This window comes from Achromobacter sp. JD417 (assembly GCF_041879325.1).
Classification (GTDB): Bacteria; Pseudomonadota; Gammaproteobacteria; order Burkholderiales; family Burkholderiaceae_B; genus Achromobacter; species Achromobacter mucicolens.
Map to the genome: position 1 here is coordinate 4,854,111 of NZ_CP087159.1, position 14,350 is coordinate 4,868,460.

At 68.2% G+C, this 14,350-nt stretch carries 14 protein-coding genes; 4 read left to right on the plus strand and 10 right to left on the minus strand.

Features of this window, described 5'->3' with window-relative positions:
- Positions 1–2: 2 nt before the first annotated feature.
- From urtE to LN047_RS22470, 3 genes are all read left to right on the plus strand, one after another.
- Positions 3–701: an urea ABC transporter ATP-binding subunit UrtE gene (gene urtE / locus LN047_RS22460; protein ID WP_062838707.1), complete on the plus strand. Its 699-nt coding sequence runs from the start codon at positions 3–5 to the stop codon at positions 699–701.
- 124 nt (positions 702–825) lie between these two features.
- A complete protein-coding gene (gene arsC / locus LN047_RS22465; RefSeq protein ID WP_056326445.1) occupies positions 826–1,254 on the plus strand; it encodes an arsenate reductase (glutaredoxin) in 429 nt (142 codons plus the stop codon).
- A 91-nt stretch (positions 1,255–1,345) separates the two neighbouring features.
- Positions 1,346–1,951, plus strand: a complete 606-nt coding sequence (locus tag LN047_RS22470; RefSeq protein WP_373980220.1) for a phosphatase PAP2 family protein — start codon at positions 1,346–1,348, stop codon at positions 1,949–1,951.
- Between the two features lie 30 nt (positions 1,952–1,981).
- On the opposite strand, the gene LN047_RS22475 is transcribed toward LN047_RS22470, so the two are convergent.
- The 3 genes from LN047_RS22475 to ogt all read right to left on the minus strand — a co-directional run bounded on the left by LN047_RS22475 (position 1,982) and on the right by ogt (position 4,796).
- Entirely contained in the window at positions 1,982–2,962 is a 981-nt protein-coding gene (locus LN047_RS22475) for a Bug family tripartite tricarboxylate transporter substrate binding protein (protein ID WP_373980221.1), read from the minus strand.
- 96 nt (positions 2,963–3,058) lie between these two features.
- Positions 3,059–4,144, minus strand: coding sequence for a tartrate dehydrogenase (locus LN047_RS22480; protein ID WP_056326436.1), 1,086 nt, complete (start codon positions 4,142–4,144; stop codon positions 3,059–3,061).
- Between the two features lie 85 nt (positions 4,145–4,229).
- Positions 4,230–4,796: a methylated-DNA--[protein]-cysteine S-methyltransferase gene (gene ogt, locus LN047_RS22485; protein ID WP_373980222.1), complete on the minus strand. Its 567-nt coding sequence runs from the start codon at positions 4,794–4,796 to the stop codon at positions 4,230–4,232.
- A 146-nt stretch (positions 4,797–4,942) separates the two neighbouring features.
- On the opposite strand from ogt, the gene LN047_RS22490 reads away from it, so the two are divergent.
- Entirely contained in the window at positions 4,943–6,388 is a 1,446-nt protein-coding gene (locus tag LN047_RS22490) for an AlkA N-terminal domain-containing protein (RefSeq protein WP_373980223.1), read from the plus strand.
- Positions 6,389–6,410: 22 nt separating this feature from the next.
- Here the strand turns inward: LN047_RS22490 and LN047_RS22495 are convergent, their stop codons facing one another.
- The 7 genes from LN047_RS22495 to LN047_RS22525 all read right to left on the minus strand — a co-directional run bounded on the left by LN047_RS22495 (position 6,411) and on the right by LN047_RS22525 (position 14,300).
- The gene (locus LN047_RS22495; RefSeq protein WP_056326428.1) at positions 6,411–7,316 is read right to left on the minus strand and encodes a LysR family transcriptional regulator; all 906 of its coding nucleotides are present in this window, start codon (positions 7,314–7,316) and stop codon (positions 6,411–6,413) included.
- Positions 7,317–7,333: 17 nt separating this feature from the next.
- Positions 7,334–7,816 carry a YajQ family cyclic di-GMP-binding protein gene (locus LN047_RS22500; RefSeq protein ID WP_056326426.1) on the minus strand — a complete coding sequence of 161 codons (483 nt, stop codon included), beginning with the start codon at positions 7,814–7,816 and terminating at the stop codon, positions 7,334–7,336.
- 77 nt (positions 7,817–7,893) lie between these two features.
- Positions 7,894–8,682: a heme ABC transporter ATP-binding protein gene (locus LN047_RS22505; protein WP_373980224.1), complete on the minus strand. Its 789-nt coding sequence runs from the start codon at positions 8,680–8,682 to the stop codon at positions 7,894–7,896.
- Positions 8,679–9,653, minus strand: a complete 975-nt coding sequence (locus tag LN047_RS22510) for an iron ABC transporter permease (RefSeq protein WP_056326421.1) — start codon at positions 9,651–9,653, stop codon at positions 8,679–8,681. Before LN047_RS22510 ends, LN047_RS22505 begins: the two co-directional genes overlap by 4 nt.
- Positions 9,654–9,675: 22 nt before the next feature.
- A complete protein-coding gene (locus LN047_RS22515; RefSeq protein ID WP_373980225.1) occupies positions 9,676–10,518 on the minus strand; it encodes a hemin ABC transporter substrate-binding protein in 843 nt (280 codons plus the stop codon).
- Between the two features lie 28 nt (positions 10,519–10,546).
- Positions 10,547–11,593, minus strand: a complete 1,047-nt coding sequence (locus LN047_RS22520; protein ID WP_373980226.1) for a hemin-degrading factor — start codon at positions 11,591–11,593, stop codon at positions 10,547–10,549.
- A gap of 82 nt (positions 11,594–11,675) precedes the next feature.
- Positions 11,676–14,300, minus strand: coding sequence for a TonB-dependent hemoglobin/transferrin/lactoferrin family receptor (locus LN047_RS22525; RefSeq protein ID WP_373980227.1), 2,625 nt, complete (start codon positions 14,298–14,300; stop codon positions 11,676–11,678).
- Between the last annotated feature and the right edge of the window lie 50 nt (positions 14,301–14,350).

A 14,350-nucleotide genomic window follows, 5' to 3' on the forward strand; every position in this document is an offset into this window, starting at 1 on the left:
ACATGCTGGACGTAAGCACGATCGACCAATACTACGGCGGCAGCCACACTCTGCGCGGCGTGTCGCTGTCGGTGCGCCAAGGCGAATGCCTGGCGCTGCTGGGCCGCAATGGCGTGGGCAAGACCACGCTGCTCAAGTGCGTGATGGGCGTGCTGCCCGTGGCACGCGGCGGCATCACGTTCGACGGCGCCGACATCACCCGCCTGGCGCCGCACCAGCGCGCCGCGCGCGGCATGGCGTATGTGCCGCAGGGCCGCGACATCTTTGCGCGGCTGACGGTGGAAGAGAACATCCTGATGGGCATGGCGACCAAGCCCGCGGCCCGGGCCCGCCGCATCAAGGAAGAAGTCTTCGAGCTGTTTCCCGTGCTGAAAAGCATGCTGTCGCGGCGCGGCGGCGACCTGTCGGGCGGGCAACAGCAGCAGTTGGCCATCGCGCGGGCGCTGGTGGCCGAGCCCAAGCTCATCATCCTGGACGAGCCCACGGAAGGCATCCAGCCGTCCATCATCAAGGACATCGCGCGCGTCATCCACATGCTGCGCCAGCGCGGCGACATCGCGATCCTGCTGTGCGAACAGTATTTCGACTTCGCGCGCGAATTGGCCGATCAGTTCGTGGTGCTGTCTCGCGGCGAGGTGGTGGCCCGCGGCGGGCGCGACACGATCGACGGCGAGGACGTGCGGCGGCATCTGTCGGTTTGAGGGGCGCCGCGGCGCTGATCGTTTGGCGCCGCGGATGGACTATGCTCCGGGTCTGCTGGCGCGAATTTGCATCACGCATTGGCATCGCGCATTGGCATTACGCAACACCCGAACAGGAGCTCTCATGTCCGACGTCACCATCTACCACAACCCCAAGTGCGGCACCTCGCGCAACACGCTGGGACTGATCCGCAACGCAGGCATCGAGCCGCAGGTCGTGCTGTACCTGGAAACGCCGCCTTCCCGCGACACGCTCAAGGCGCTGTTCAAGCAGGCTGGCATCGGCGTGCGGGATGCGCTGCGCGAAAAGGGCACGCCGTATGCGGAACTGGGGCTGGACGACACGTCGCTGTCGGACGACGCGCTGCTCGATGCGATCGAACAGCATCCCATTCTTTTGAACCGCCCGTTTGTGTCGACGCCGCTGGGCGCGAAGCTCTGCCGGCCGTGCGAAGGGGTGCTGGACATTCTTCCGTCCCCGCAGCAGGGCGCGTTCGCCAAGGAAAGCGGCGAGCCCGTCATCGACGCGCAAGGCAATCGCATCCAGAAGTAAAAACGGCCGCATCGAAGCGCTTTGCAAGGGAACTGACGGGTACGGTCATTACCATCGCGGCAACCGAATTATTACGCCGCGATGACGTGTCATGGACTTCCTGGAAAGCCTCAATCAGTCCCTTTTTCTTTCGATCAATGCCGACCCCGCCACGCCCGCGTGGCGGATCCACGCCGCCATGCTGGTGGCAAATAAGCTCATCCTGCTGGTTCCGGGCGTCATGGCCGCCGTGTGGCTGTGGGGCAGACAAGCCCAGCGCAGCCTGATGCTCAAGGCGCTGGCGAGTGTCGCCGTGGCCCTGGGGCTCAGCTACGTGTGCGGCGCGCTATGGCCGCATCCGCGTCCCTTCGTGATGGGCCTGGGCCACGTCTTTTTCGCACACAAGCCCACATCGTCGTTCCCCAGCAATCACACGATCATCATCGCCGCCTTCGCCTTCGCGCTGATCCTGGACAGGCGCTGGGCGGGATGGGGCTGGCTCGCGTTGGCGGGCGCCTTGCTGGTGGGGACGTCGCGCGTGTATCTGGGCGTGCATTTCCCGCTGGATATCGCGGGCGGGTTGCTGCTGGCGCCCCTGGCGGCGGCCATCACGGTGCCGGTGTGGCAACGCGCGGGCGAACCGCTGACGGGGGTGGCGCAGGCGGTGTACCGCAAGGTGCTGGCCCTGCCGATTGCGCGCGGATGGATCCGGGCGTAACGGGGGCCGCGACGGCGGCCACCCTGCCCCTCAATTGATCGCGACCTTGGCTTCCTTGACCAGCTTCGCGTAATTGGCCGTATCGGCGCCGATGCGCGCCTTCATTTCTGCGGGCGTGTCGCCGATCGGCACCGCGCCGATCTCGGCCATGCGCCGCGTGAAGTCCGGCGAACGGATGATCTTCACCATCTCGGCATTGAGCCGCTCCACCACGTCCTTGGGCGCCGCCGCGGGCGCCAGCACGCCGAACCACGTGCCCATGTTGAAGGGCTTCAGACCCGCCTCTTCCATTGTCGGCACGTCCGGCAGCGCGGCCGAACGCTGGTTGGTGGTCACGGCCAGCGCGCGCAGCTTGCCGCTCTGGATGTGCGCAAGCACCGGGGTGATGGTGTCGAACGACATGTCGATCTGGCCGCCCAGCAGGTCGGTCGTCAGCGGCCCGCTGCCCTTGTACGGCACATGCAACAACTGCACGTTGCCCGCGCGCTCGAACTGCGCGCCGATCAGGTGCTGGCCCGTGCCCATGCCGTTGGACCCGTAGGTCAGCTTGCCGGGCGAGGCCTGCGCCAGCTTCAGCAGCGAGGCCACGTCCTTGGCCTGCAGTTTGGGATTGACGACCAGCACATTCGGCACGAGCGCCACGGTGGTGACCGGCGCGAAGTCCTTCTGGAAGTCGTAGTTCAGGTTCTTGTACACGCTGGTGGCGATGGTGTGATGCACCGCGCCCATCAGCAGCGTGTAGCCGTCCGGCGCGGCCTTGGCCACGTAGTCGGCACCCAGCGTCGACCCCGCCCCCGGCTTGTTCTCCACCACCACCGGCTGACCCAGGCTTTTGGCCAGCTCCTGCCCCAGCGCGCGCGCCAGCACATCCGTCGTGCCGCCGGCCGGAAACGGCACGACGAGGTTCACCGGGCGCGTCGGATAGGACTGCGCCTGCGCGCCGCCCGCGAATGAAACGCCGATCAGGCAGGCGAACGCCAAGGCGCGCGCCGTCATCGCTTTCTTTTGCATGATTTGTCTCCTGACTACGAATGAGCTTCGCTTGTTGTTGTATTGGCCGCCGCAGGCGTCGGATCTGATGTCCTCGTACCTGCATCCGGAATCCCGCTACGCAGCCTTGGCCTGCGCCGATTCGGACAGCTTTTTGCATACTGCGTTGGTCACCTGCTCGGTCGTCGCGCGGCCGCCCAGGTCGCCGGTGTGCAGCGCGGGATCGGCGGTGACGCTTTCGATGGCCTGCATCAGCCGTGCAGCCGCTTCGGTTTCGCCCAGGTGCTCCAGCAGCATCACCACCGACCAGAATGTTCCGACCGGATTGGCCAGGCCCTTGCCCATGATGTCGAAGGCCGAGCCGTGGATGGGTTCGAACATCGACGGATAGCGCCGCTCGGGATCGATGTTGCCGGTGGGCGCGATGCCCAGGCTGCCGGCCAGCGCCGCGGCCAGATCGCTCAGGATGTCGGCATGCAGGTTGGTGGCAACGATGGTGTCCAGCGACGCAGGTCGGTTGACCATGCGCGCGGTGGCGGCATCGACCAGTTCCTTGTCCCAGGTCACGTCCGGAAACTCGCGGCTGACCTGCACGGCGATCTCGTCCCACATCACCATGGCATGGCGCTGCGCGTTGGACTTGGTGACGACGGTCAACAGCTTGCGCGGCCGCGACTGCGCCAGCTTGAACGCAAAGCGCAGGATACGCTCGACGCCGGCGCGCGTCATGATCGACACGTCGGTCGCGGCCTCGATGGGATGGCCCTGATGCACGCGGCCGCCCACGCCGGAGTATTCGCCTTCGGAGTTCTCGCGCACGATCACCCAGTTCAGCTGTTCGGGCGTGCAGCGCTTGAGCGGCGCGTCGATGCCGGGCAGGATGCGCGTGGGACGCACGTTGGCGTACTGGTCGAAGCCCTGGCAGATCTTCAGGCGCAGGCCCCACAGCGTGATGTGATCGGCGATGTCGGGGTCGCCCGCCGAACCGAACAGGATCGCGTCCTTGTCGCGCAGCGCGTCCAGCCCGTCGGCCGGCATCATGACGCCATGCTTGCGGTAATAGTCCCCGCCCCAGTCGAAATCCTGGAACTCGAAACGCAGCCCGCCCTGGGCCGCCAGTTCCTGCATGACGCGCTGGCCGGCAGGAATCACTTCCTTGCCGATGCCGTCGCCGGGGATGGTTGCAATGCGATAGGTCTTCATGGTGCCAGCGCTCCGTGCGGGGTGAATGCTGCTGGCACTTTACCGAGCGCGGCGCGTGGCGCACGCGCCCAGATTCACAACATTTTCAACCTGAAGTTGAAAGTGCGGAATGGGCCGGCGACGGCGGCTGCGCGCTGCGCCAGCCCGCCTCGTGCGCCAGCAGCCAGCGCTTGCGGGCCAGGCCGCCGCCGTACCCGGTCAGCGCGGCGTTGGCGCCGATCACGCGGTGGCACGGAATCACGATGCCCACCGGATTGGCGCCATTGGCCAGCCCGACCGCGCGCACCGCCGTGGGCCGCGCGATCCGCGCCGCAAGCGTGCCGTAGCTGATGGTGCAGCCGCCGTCGATGCCGCGCAGCGCGTGCCAGACCTGCTGCTGGAACGGCGTGCCGCCAAAGGCGACCGGAAGCTCCGAGATGGCGTCCACATCGCCGTCGAAATACGCTCGCAACGCGCGGCTAGCCTGCGAGGGCTGCGCGGCGCTCTGCAGTTGCACCGCGCCCCGGCCATACTGGCGCTGCAACAGCACGTGCATGCGGGATTCGTAGTCTTCCCAGTCCACGGCGCGCAGGTGGTCCTGCGCATCCGTCAGCACGAGCATCCGGCCGATGGGCGTGGACACGCGTTCGAGCAGAAAGGTGTGTACCGGCATGATGCCGCTCCGCAAAGGTATGCAAGCCGCCAATATAGACCTGCCGCCGGCGCGTGCGCTGGCGGTTTTCGGACAGCTGTGTGACATTCACATCCCCGTCCGAAATCCGCTAGATCTTGTCCACCCGGCGGCGTTAGCATCGCCTCATGAACCTGAACCACGATGCCTGCTACAGCGCCATCCAGGTGCGCGATGCCCGCTACGACGGCCGCTTTTTCACGGCCGTGAAAACCACGCGCATCTACTGCCGGCCGGTCTGTCCGGCACGCACGCCCCTGTCCAAGAACGTCACGTTCTTCTCGACCGCCGCGGCCGCGCAAGAGGCGGGTTTCCACCCGTGCCTGCGCTGCCGTCCGGAAACGGCGCCCGAACTGGGCCCTGGCCACGAACTGCCAGCCAGCGTGACGCGCGCGCTGCAGCGCATCGAACTGGGCGCGCTGGACGAGGCCGGCGTCGATGTGCTGGCGCAGCGCCTGGGCATCGGCGAACGGCAGTTGCGCCGCCAATTCCGCCAGCATCTGGGTGCCTCGCCCGTCGCATTCGCGCAGACGCGCCGCGTGCTGCTGGCCAAGCAGCTCATCCACGAAACGCAGCTTCCCATGGCTGAGATCGCGTTCGCCGCCGGCTTTGGCAGCATCCGCCGCTTCAACGAAGTGTTCCTGGACCTGTTCGGCCGCGCGCCCGGCGAATTGCGGCGTTCAGGCAAGCCGGAAGTGCCCGCGGGACGGGACGGAGAAATCAAGCTGTTGCTGCGTTATCGCCCGCCCTACGACTGGGACGCCATGCTGGCCTTCCTGCGGCTGCGCGCCATCCCGGGGGTGGAATCCGTGACCGGCGACACCTATGCGCGCACCATCAGCCTGGACGGCGCGCAGGGCACGGTCACGGTCCGGCCGGGCGCCGGCGACGCGCTGCACGTGACGGTGCGCTTTCCCCGCCTGCAATCGCTGCCCGCGATCATTGCGCGCCTGCGCCGCGTCTTTGATCTGGCCAGCGACCCCACGGCCATTGCCGCGCAGTTTGCCGCCGATCCGGTCATGACGGGGCTGATGCACGCACGGCCGGGCTTGCGCGTGCCGGGCGCGTGGGACGGGTTTGAACTCGCCATGCGCGCGGTGCTGGGCCAACAGATCACGGTGGCCGCGGCCATCCGCCTGGCCGGCAAGCTGGTGGCGGCGCACGGCGCGCCGCTGACGCAACCGGACGGTGCGCTGACCCATGTGTTCCCCGAGCCCGCAACAGTGGCCGCTGCCGAGCTGGCATCGCTGGGCATGCCGCGCAGCCGCGCGGCGACGTTGTCGGCGGTGGCCGCAGCCGCCGTCGCGGACCCGCATCTCTTTGACGCCGCCGTCGATCTGGAAGACGCGGTGCGGCGGCTGCGCACGATACGCGGCGTGGGGGAATGGACGGCGCAGTACATCGCGCTACGGCAATTGCGCGAACCGGATGCGTTTCCGCATGCGGACATCGGCCTGATCCGCGCACTGGAAAAGCTGGAATCCCGGCCCTACACCCCCGCACAGCTGCTGGCGCGGTCCGAGGCCTGGCGGCCGTGGCGCGCCTATGCGGCGCAGCACCTTTGGACGGCCTGACCACCGCTCGGGCGGCCGGCCTTCACCAACGCCCCTCCGAGCCTTCGCCAAAATACGCCACCAGAAAGTCCACGAACACGCGCACCTTGGCGGACAGGTGATGGCGTTCGGGAAACACCGCGTAGATGTCCGCCTGCGGCAGCGCATAGTCTTCCAACACCTGCACCAGCCGGCCGCTGCGCAGGTAGCGGGCCAGATCCCATTCGGCGCGTTGCAGGATGCCCAGGCCTGCCAGCCCCCAGGTCAGCGTGACCTCGCCGTCGTTGCTGCTGAGATTGCCGCGCACCTTCACGGTTTCGCTGCGCCGGCCGCGGGTGAACCGCCACAGGCCATAGGCCGCCTCGTTCTGGCGCAGCACGATGCACTGATGCCGCGCCAGGTCGTGCGGCGTGGCCGGCGTGCCGTGTTTTTTCAGGTAGCCGGGCGACGCGCAGACCAGGCGGCGGTTGGGCGCAATCTTGCGCGCGATCAGGCTGGTGTCGGGTAGATCGCCGAAGCGCACGGCGACATCGAAGGCCTCGCGCACGAAGTCGGCGGGCCGGTCGGTCAACTGCAATTGCAGCGAGACTTCGGGGTATTTCTGCGCGAATTCCGCGATGGCGGGCGCGATGTAACTGCGCCCGAAACCGAGCGGCGCATTGACCTTGAGCAGCCCGCGCGGCGCGGCCTGCCGGCTGGCGATGAGCGCATCCAGATCGTCGATTTCGCCCAGGATGCGGCGGGCGTTTTCCAGGTAGACCTCGCCCTCGGCGGTAAGGCTCAGGCGCCGCGTGCTGCGGTTGAACAGCCGCACGCCCAGCCGCGCCTCGATCTGCGCAAGGCGCTTGCTGACCGCGGCGGGCGTGACGTCAAGCTCGCGCGCCGCGGCCGACATGCCGCCCGCGCGCGCAAGTTCCACGACAAGAAGCAGCTCGCCGGAATGGCCCATCGGTGTGGACCGGCCGCTCAGTCGCGGAAGTTCTCGAACTGCAGCGGCAGGTCGACGTCGGTCTTTTTCAGCAGCGCGATGGCGGTCTGCAGGTCGTCACGCTTCTTGCCGGAGATGCGCAGCTTGTCGCCGTTGATCTGCGATTCGACCTTGAGCTTGGCGTTCTTGATGGCGGCAATGAGCTTCTTGGCCACGGGCTGCTCGATACCCTGCTTGATCGTGACCTTCTGGCGGGCGCCGCCCAGGTTTTCGAGCGGGTCGGCCACATCCAGGCAGCGCACGTCGATGCCGCGGGCAGACAGGCGGCCGCGCAGGATGTCCAGCATCTGCTTGAGCTGGAACGCGCTGGACGCGACCTGGGTCACGACGAAGCCTTCGAGTTCGAACTTGGCGTCCGTGCCCTTGAAATCGAAGCGCGTGGCCAGTTCGCGGTTGGCCTGGTCGACGGCGTTGGCCAGTTCGTGTTTGTCGACTTCGGAGACGACGTCAAAAGTAGGCATGACACGGGATCCTGTGAAAATTGGCGGAAAAATGCAATGCCCGCCATTTTACCGGCCTCGCGCGCGGCGTCACCCCGTCATGCCATCACCACCAGCAGGCGCTCGGGTTGCAAGGGATGCGGCATAACGTGGGCGTCGATGCCGTAGGCCAGGAACAGGTTCCGCGGGGTCAGCACCTGCGCCGGCGTGCCCGCCGCAATGGCGCGGCCGCCGCACAGCAGCAACAGGCGGTCGCACCAGCGCGCCGCCAGATTCATGTCGTGCAGGATCACCAGTACCCCCGTATCGCCATCGTGGGCCAGACCCGCCGCAACCCGCAGCAGGTCGCCCTGGTGCTTGGGGTCCAGGCTGGCGGTGGGCTCGTCCAGCAGCAGGTAGCGCGGTTCGCCCTGCCCGCGCGCCGCCTTGCACTGCACCAGCACCCGGGCGAATTGCACGCGCTGCTGCTCGCCGCCGGACAGCTCGGGGTAACGGCGCGCGCGCAGATGCGCCACGTCGGCCCAGCCCAGCGCCTGCTCCACCAGCGCGTCCACCTGCGCGGGCGACAGCTCCGGAAACGGATAGGCGCCCATCCCCACCACCTCGCGCACGTCCAGATCGAAGCTGAGCCCGGGCTTTTGCGGCAGCACCGCGCGCAAGCGGGCCTGCTGGCGGTGCGCCAGCCGCCGCACGTCGGCATCGCCCAGCCGGACCGTGCCCGAATCGGGTGCCAGTTCGGACGACATTGCCCCCAGCAGCGTCGACTTGCCCGCGCCGTTGGCGCCCAGCAGGCCCACCACTTCGCCGGGCCGCACCGCCAGCGACACCTTGTCCAGGATGCGGCTGCCCCCGCGCGTCAACACCAACTCATCGGCCGCGAGCATCATCCATGCCTCCGGCCGCGCGCCAGCAGCCACAAGAAAAAGGGTCCGCCCACCAGGCTGGTCACCAGCCCGATCGGCAGCTCGGCCGGCACGACGGCCACGCGCGCCAGCCAATCCGCCAGCGTCAGCGCCAGCGCGCCGCCCAGCACGCACGCGGGCAGCAGCCAGCGGTGGTTGGCGCCCAAGGTCATGCGCACCAGATGCGGCACGACCAGGCCCACGAAGCCGATGCCGCCGGTCGCGGCCACCAGCGGGCCCACGATCAGCGCGCACGCCAGCACCAGTTGCGCCCTGACCCGCTTGAGCGCATAACCCAGGTGCTGCGCTTCACGTTCGCCCAGCAGCAGCGCGTTCATCACCCGCCACTGGCGCATCAGCCACCAGGACATCGCCAGCACCCACGGCCCAAGAAAAGCCAGCAGCGTCCAGTTGGCGCCGGCCAGGCTGCCCATGGTCCAGAACGTGAGGTCGCGCAGTTGCGCATCGTTGGCCACGAACGTGAAGAGGCCGATCATGGCGCCTGCCACCGCGTTGATGGCGATGCCCGCCAGCAGCAGTCCCGCCATGCCGGGCACGCGCCGCCCCAGCGTGTAGGCGCAGAAGGTGGCAAGCAGACTGCCCGCGAAGGCGGCCGGCGCCAGCACCCAGAAGCCGCCCGCGGTCAGCACGATGGCGGCCACCGCGCCCAGCGATCCGCCCGCCGAAATGCCGATGAGGCCGGGCTCGGCCAGCGGATTGCGAAAAAGCGCCTGCATCGCCGCGCCCGATATGGCCAGCGCCGCGCCCGCCACCATGGCAAACAGCACCCGCGGCAGCCGGATGTCGATCAAGACATTGCGCCATAGCGCATCGTCCGGCGCGGGATTGCCAAACAGCAGCGCCGGCATGTCGCGCAGCGGAATCTGCACTGCGCCGCTGGCGCTGGCGGCCAGTGCCACCCCCACCAGCACGGCGCCCAGCACAGCCAGCGCCATCGGTGCTGAGACGCGCCTTGCGCTAGCGCCCCATGACACCGGCTGCCTCCCGCTTGAGTTCGGTCAGCGCCAGCGGCAAGCGCGGGCCCATGCCCAAGAGGAGCAGGTCGTCCATGACAATGACGCGCTTGCGCGCCGCGGCGGGCGTGGAAGCCAGGCCGGGCAGCGCCAGCAGCTTATCCACACCGCCGGACGCTTCCAGCGACGTCCGCGTCACCACGATGATCTCCGGCGCCAGCGCGCTGACGGCCTCGGCCGAGAGTGGCTTGTAGCCGTGCTGGTCCTTGAGCACATTGGCCAGGCCCGCCATCGTCATGACCTCGTTGGCTGCCGTGCCGCCCCCGGCGCCTTGCAGCGTGCCCGTGCGGTTGATGACCAGGATCGCGCGGGCGCCGGTTGCCGGAATCGCCTCGACCGCCTTCAGGTCACGCGTGATCTCGGTCACCAGCGCGTCGCCGGCCGGGGCCACGTCCAGCGCCTCGGCGATGTTGCGGATGCGGGCCTTCAGCGAGTCCACAGACGGCGCGTCGGGCACCGTGACGATGCGCACGCCGACGTCGCCCAGACGCTTGAGCGCATCGGGCGGGCCGGCCTGCTCGGACGCCAGGACCAGATCCGGCTTGAGCGCCAGCACGCCTTCCACCGGCACCGCGCGGTAATAGCCGACGCGCGGCAGCTTGGTCGCGGCCTCGGGGTACAGGCTGGACAGATCGTCCCCCACCAGCTTGCCGCCCTGCCCGAGCTGATACACGATCTCGGTCACACTGCCGCCCAGCGTCACCACCCGCGTCGCCACCCGTTCTGGCGGCGCCGCGTGCGCGCCCGCCGTCAGTAACCAGGCCGCCACTGCCAACCATTTCTTCATCGCTTTCGCTTCCTTATGCGCTCGGGGCTCAAGCGGCCAGCGGCGCGCTGCACAGGCCGACCATCATTTCGCGCCATTGCGGGATTTCCGGCTGGCCGGGCTTGCGTTCGCCAAAGAACTGCACGATCAGGTCGCCCGTGCCGGCATACACCTCCAGCGAGGTGACCCAACCGTCCGTCGTGGGCTTGTTGACCACCCACGCCGAGGCGATCGCGGTGGTGTCCAGGTGCAGGTTGAACTTGGGATCCAGCACGTTGAACCACGGCCCCGTGCGGCGCAGCGACTGCACCGGTCCGGAGTGAATCTGGATCATGCCGCGGTTGCCCACGAAGCACATGATGCGCAGGCCCGATTCCGAGGCGGCCTGCAGCATGCGCTCGACGGCGTCGGCCGGCACCGGCTGCGCCAGGTCTTCACCCGCGGCCGACAGCGCCGCCAGGCGCGACACCTTGAACTTGCGCAGGAGCGGAAAGAACTCGTGCGTGTCCTTCATCGCCAGCCAGGCCTCGCGCCACGCTTGCGCGTCCTCGACCTGCGCGGCGTCCGAAGACGGCGCGTAGGCTTGCGTGACGGGCCACTGCGCCTGGCCCGCAAATCGCGCAACCAGCGCGTCCCATGCGGCGGCATCCGTGCCGTCGGTGCGGTAGACCTTGTGCACCGCCACGCCCGCGCCGTCGAAGAATTGCAGGCTGCGGCGGCCGTCCTGCTCGACCGACCAAGCCGACTTCCAGGCGGTAAAGAAAACGCGCAGGTCGATGTCCGGCCCCAACACCAGGCCTACCGGACCGTCGGCCTGGATGTCCTCATACCGGCCGTGGCGCTCGTGCACACACCAGTCGTTGCGCGTCAGCGCCATGACCTCGCCCAGCGTGCCCAGCTCGCGGAAGATCTCCTGCGGCGTGCCAATGAGCGCCGTCGCCTGTACCCCGCCACAGCCCGCGGCCACCCATTCGGCCTCGGACACGCCCAGGGCTTGCGCCAGATTGCGGGCGCGCAGCCCGGGTTGCGAGGCGGCCAGCGCCTCGTTGCGAGCGCGCAGTGCTTGCGCGCGGGTGGTGAAATCGGTAGTCGTCATCGTAGGCCCTCCGGCCAGTGCAAAACACATTGCTGAAAACCGCCGCCGGGTCCGGTCAGCGCCGAATGGCGGCGGACCGAACTCAATACTGATACGTCAACGAAACGCGCACGCTGCGTCCCGGTTCCGTGTACCAGTCCACCGGGCGCGGAAGCGCGGTGGCGCCGGCGGTCGGCACGTTGATGGCCTCCCAGTACTTCTTGTCGAACAGGTTGAAGACGCCCGCCTGCACCTGCAAGCCCTTCACCGCGGCCGGACGCCAGTAGCCCATCAGGTCGACCACGCCGTAGCCCGGCGCCTTGAAGTCGGGATTGGGCGCGTCGGCCGACGCCTCCGGGTACTCGACCTTGTTGCGCTGCATCGCCGTGGTCAGCATGGCGTCCACGCCCCACACGTCGCGGCCGTACCCCACGCCCAGCACCGCCTTCAGCGGCGCAACGGAATTCAGGTACTGCCCCGTGCCCTCGTCCTTGCCCACCGCCCACGCCAGCGATCCCCACGTGCGCCAGCCCGGCGCGAACTTCCAGTGCGCGCTTGCCTCGGCGCCGTAGATGCGGACCTTGGCGCGGTTGACGTTGCCCGTCACACCCAGCGGATACTGGCCTGCCCAGCCCGCCTGCCACTGCGGCGAACTTGCGTTGAGCGGCACATCGCCATCGATAAAGTTCTGATAGCGATTATCAAAGAACGATACTGCACCGCCCAGGTCGTCGGAACCGAGCTTGGCGCCCAACTCCCAGCCCTTGCTGGTCTCCGGTTTCAGGTACGGATTGCCCACGCGCAGATAGGTGCCCGGGCCGCCATAGTTGGTGTAGAGCTGCGTGGCGCTGGGCGCCTTGAAGCCGTACGCGTACTGCGCATACAGGCTGAGCTGCTCGGCCGCCCGCCACGTGCCCAGCAGCTTGGGCGAGAAGCGGCTGCCGCTATTGCTGGGCGGCAGCGCGCCCGCGTTGGGATTGCTTTCGTAGCCGGCCGTGGACTGCGGCCGTTGCTCGTAGTGGTCGTAGCGCAAGGCGGGAGCCAACGTGTAGCGCCCGTCGGCAAAGCTGAACTCGTCCTGCACCCACAGCGCCCACTGGTCGCCCTTGGATTGCGGCACGTCGGCCTGGTTGGTATGCAGCATGTCGCACGCACGCGGACCAAACGGCGCGGGTGTGCCCGGACGGATCACCGGGCAATTGTCATAGCCGCTGGAGTTTTGCTCGGTCTTGTTGCCGTACCACTCGCCGCCGAACGACCACAGTTGCGACACCGACGCGCCTGCGATCCGCTTGGTCAATTCCGTGCTGGCGCCAAAGAGCGTCTGCTGGATCGAATTGCTGCGGCCGTAAGGCCCGTTGGGAAAGCCGTAGCGGAACGGATCGCCAGGAATAATGCGAGCACGCGAGTCGACGCCGCGGATGCCGGTGAGCGAATTGTCCAGGCGCACGCGCTGCCAGTACACGACGGCGTGGGCCGTGTCGATGAGACTGCCCGAGTCCGGCGCCGTGTACGTGTAGTCGAACGACACCCGCTCGCGTTCGGTTTCCTTGCGCGTGCTGTTTTCGCCGATGAGGTAGCTGGTGCCGGGGCCTTGCTCCCACATGTTGTCGATGTCGGCATTGCGCTTGAAGTATTCGCCCGTCAGCCCGAACAGATGCGCGCCGTCCACGCGCTGCTGCAGCTTCAGAAGGAAGCTGCGCTGGTCGTAGTCTTCCGGGCTGGGCTTGCTGCGGGTGGCGCCGTAGCCGCCGACGTCGCCGCGATTGTCCAGCTCGTGACCGTTGCGCACACCCGCCTGCACCAGCCAGAACGTGTTGCTGTGGATCTGGCCGGCCAGCGCGGCGTTGGCGCCCCAACTGTTATCCGCGGAGTCGTAGTCGGTCTTGGCAAGCGCCCCGAAGGTCTTGCCGTCGCTCAGCAAGTCCGCGGGGTTCAGCGTGTGCAGGTCAGCGATGCCCGAGATGGCGCCGGAGCCGCCGCCGGTCGCGTCCGCGCCGCGCACGATGTCCAGGCGCGACAGGCTGTTGAAGTCCACGGCCTCCAGGCCGCCCTTCACGCCGCGCGCGCCGTCGTCCAGCCAGGGCAGGCGGATGCCGTCCACGCGGGTCAGCACGCGGTCCTGATCCAGGCCGCGGATGTTGATGCTGTTGGTCGTGCGATTGAAGTTCACGCCCGGTTCGGCGCGCCGGCCCAGGTCGGTCCAGTTCCGGATCTGCAGATCGTCCATGCGGCGGCGGTCGGTGCTGGTGTCCCAGGCCGGCGTGACGACGGCGGCCTCGCCGTCGATCCGCACCGGCGCAAGCTGCGTCACGCCGCCCTGCGGCAGCGCCTGCAACACGAAGACGCCCGCGCTGCGTTCCTGCACGCCCAGTCCGCTACCGGCCAGGAGACGCGAGAACCCCTCATGCACGGAATAGGCCCCCTGCAATCCCGCGGTGCGCCGTTGACCCACCAGCGCCGAATCGAACAGCACGGTCACGCCGGCGCTGTCCGCAAAGCGCGGCAACGCCTCCGCCAGCGCCCCGGCCGGGATGCTGTAGCCGCGCATGCCGGCCTGCGCCGCCGCGGCCCCCTGCGCCTGCGCGGCGGACATCGGCAGCATCGCGGCGGATGCCGCGCACAAGGCCAGTGCCGCGTGCACGGCGGCGGTCAGACGGGTCAGCCGGCATTGCGCGCCTCGGGCTGATCGGGAGCCGCTTGCGCGGCCGGCGGGGTAGTAAGCCATGGTCGTCCTTTCGATCCAACAGGTATCGGCATCTGTGTGCCCATACAGAC

Bases quoted from the DNA above. Each gene is read 5' to 3' on its own strand.
- urtE (WP_062838707.1), top strand. From the start codon at position 3: ATGCTGGACGTAAGCACGATCGACCAATACTACGGCGGCAGCCACACT.
- LN047_RS22470 (WP_373980220.1), top strand. From the start codon at position 1,346: ATGGACTTCCTGGAAAGCCTCAATCAGTCCCTTTTTCTTTCGATCAAT.
- LN047_RS22510 (WP_056326421.1), bottom strand. From the start codon at position 9,653: ATGGCGCTGGCTGTGCTGGGCGCCGTGCTGGTGGGGGTGGCACTGGCC.
- LN047_RS22495 (WP_056326428.1), bottom strand. From the start codon at position 7,316: ATGGGCCATTCCGGCGAGCTGCTTCTTGTCGTGGAACTTGCGCGCGCG.
- LN047_RS22490 (WP_373980223.1), top strand. From the start codon at position 4,943: ATGAACCTGAACCACGATGCCTGCTACAGCGCCATCCAGGTGCGCGAT.
- LN047_RS22515 (WP_373980225.1), bottom strand. From the start codon at position 10,518: ATGAAGAAATGGTTGGCAGTGGCGGCCTGGTTACTGACGGCGGGCGCG.
- LN047_RS22475 (WP_373980221.1), bottom strand. From the start codon at position 2,962: ATGCAAAAGAAAGCGATGACGGCGCGCGCCTTGGCGTTCGCCTGCCTG.
- LN047_RS22505 (WP_373980224.1), bottom strand. From the start codon at position 8,682: ATGATGCTCGCGGCCGATGAGTTGGTGTTGACGCGCGGGGGCAGCCGC.
- arsC (WP_056326445.1), top strand. From the start codon at position 826: ATGTCCGACGTCACCATCTACCACAACCCCAAGTGCGGCACCTCGCGC.
- LN047_RS22500 (WP_056326426.1), bottom strand. From the start codon at position 7,816: ATGCCTACTTTTGACGTCGTCTCCGAAGTCGACAAACACGAACTGGCC.
- LN047_RS22520 (WP_373980226.1), bottom strand. From the start codon at position 11,593: ATGACGACTACCGATTTCACCACCCGCGCGCAAGCACTGCGCGCTCGC.
- ogt (WP_373980222.1), bottom strand. From the start codon at position 4,796: ATGCCGGTACACACCTTTCTGCTCGAACGCGTGTCCACGCCCATCGGC.
- LN047_RS22525 (WP_373980227.1), bottom strand. From the start codon at position 14,300: ATGGCTTACTACCCCGCCGGCCGCGCAAGCGGCTCCCGATCAGCCCGA.
- LN047_RS22480 (WP_056326436.1), bottom strand. From the start codon at position 4,144: ATGAAGACCTATCGCATTGCAACCATCCCCGGCGACGGCATCGGCAAG.